The 1884-nt window shown below is 39.0% G+C and carries 1 protein-coding gene; it reads right to left on the bottom strand.

Annotation, left to right across the window (positions count from 1 at the left end):
- Window positions 1–49: 49 nt before the first annotated feature.
- Window positions 50–652, bottom strand: coding sequence for a type 1 fimbria switch DNA invertase FimB (gene fimB / locus QZF50_RS23560; RefSeq protein WP_000790583.1), 603 nt, complete (start codon window positions 650–652; stop codon window positions 50–52).
- Window positions 653–1884: the final 1232 nt, after the last annotated feature.

Genomic DNA, 1884 nt, shown 5'->3' with positions numbered 1-1884 from the left:
CGTAAGAATAATGTAGTTTTTAACACCATCCCTGGTATCTCAACTATCTCTATAAAACAGCGTGACGCTGTCGTCCTCTGGCTCTATCCCAGATGCCGTAAAAACGCCCTGCATTGCTGGCGGTATACCAGACAGTATGACGAATATTGCGATGCCCAAGATAATCCTGGATAAGTCGCGTATCTATTCCCATATTCGCCAAAGCAAAACCACACGAATGGCGTAACATGTGCGGATGAATCTCCAGTGACAACCCGGCATTACCACCGGAAGTCGAGATAATATGGTAAAACTGTTGCCGAGAAAGCGGATTTCCCTTACGAGATAAAAATACCCACTCGCTCTCAGCATGCGGGTACGAAGTACGGATACTCAACCAGTTTTTTAAAGCCTGAACTTCTTTGTTCAATAGCGGATGCGTTGTTGAAAAGCCTTTTTTTAATCGATGGATATATATACACTTTGCCTTAAGATCAATATCCGAAATCCTCAATCGACAAATTTCACTCGCCCGGAAACCATGAATAAAACAAAGCAAAGTCAGACAATAATTACGTGCTGCATGAGGCCCGGTATTTGCTGCTTTAAGGAGTGATTCGATTTCACTATGGGTCAGGAAGTTCCTTTTTTTGTTATCAGCCTTATTCTTCATCGTTTTTCCCTTATAATTACAGACGCGCACTAGCTGTGCTGGGTTAGCAATAATCCAACATTTTTATCCTGATTATGTTTATAAAAGCGAACGTTTGCTTAATAACTAACGTAAGTGGACCAGTTCTTCTGAGTGAACTTAAATGGAGTAGCAACAGTTAATTATAATAACGTTGCCATACAAACGCCATGCTCTTGCATGCTATGTACCTTTATATATTTATCAATCGGATACGAATCTAATAATAACCCTCATCATTAATGCAACTAATCTTATCTATATATCATGTGATATGTTCTGTAACAAGTAAAATCAACATAAAAAATTCAGCAAAATTTAATATTCGTTCAACTAGCCGTCTCACATATGACATTATTAGTCAACTCCATTTGCCACAAAATGGCTATTTCATGGAGCGCAGTAATTTCTTAGTGGCTATTATCATGCTAATTCTTAGGTCCCTAGCGATTATTCCTGGCTGATTCGTCAGATTACGCCATGAGATTGTTACATTCCTTTTTATCCTGGAGATATGGGGAACGCAGGAGATGATTTTTTCATCTACATTCGTTGGTAAATATAGCTTTGGTCACTACGACTTAAACCTTCCTCAATCACAGCCATTCGCCGGGCGATACGGCAAACAAACTAAGTGAAACATCATCCTGAAAACACCAACATCAACAAGCCTCTCCAGATCGACTTCAGAAGTGACCAGTTACAAGCCACAAACCAGGAAACATATTTCATGATGAGAATTATGCTCAGCCTGATGGCGGGTAAACACTGATTTTCACCACGCTCACTGAGTTAACTTGCAAATCTTTCCTTGTTTATACTTCAAATAAATTACTTATAAAACAGATAATTAAACAACAATCTTTGGTTTGTGAAGGCCTCCGCAAGTGTTCGTCTGGCTTCACATGGCATCTTCTTCTTAGAAAAATATCGACATATTTTGTGACGCGAATTGCAAATCTGGTTTTGTTGTATGGATTGCGTGATTTTTGATCTGGTATAACAGGTATAAAGGTGCACCAAGATAGTCAATGAGACAGGGCATCTCGCAATCTATGGCAAACATCACTTCAGTTCTTTCTCATCGGGTGATGAAAACGCACTTCAGTCTGAAAGGAATATGAAAATGAGATCAACAGACACTCTATTTTATGACTCTGGGTAAAATGGATTGAGTAAGTGATATAGCTTACGAACATTCAAATCAATTAAAC

The organism is uncultured Escherichia sp. (assembly GCF_948475835.1).
Taxonomy (GTDB): domain Bacteria; phylum Pseudomonadota; class Gammaproteobacteria; order Enterobacterales; family Enterobacteriaceae; genus ECMA0423.
The sequence above is the reverse complement of the archived record's forward strand: the minus strand, read 5'-3'. Positions and strand labels throughout refer to the sequence as shown.

Excerpts from the sequence above, each read along its gene's own strand:
- fimB (WP_000790583.1), bottom strand. The coding sequence starts at position 652 with ATGAAGAATAAGGCTGATAACAAAAAAAGGAACTTCCTGACCCATAGT.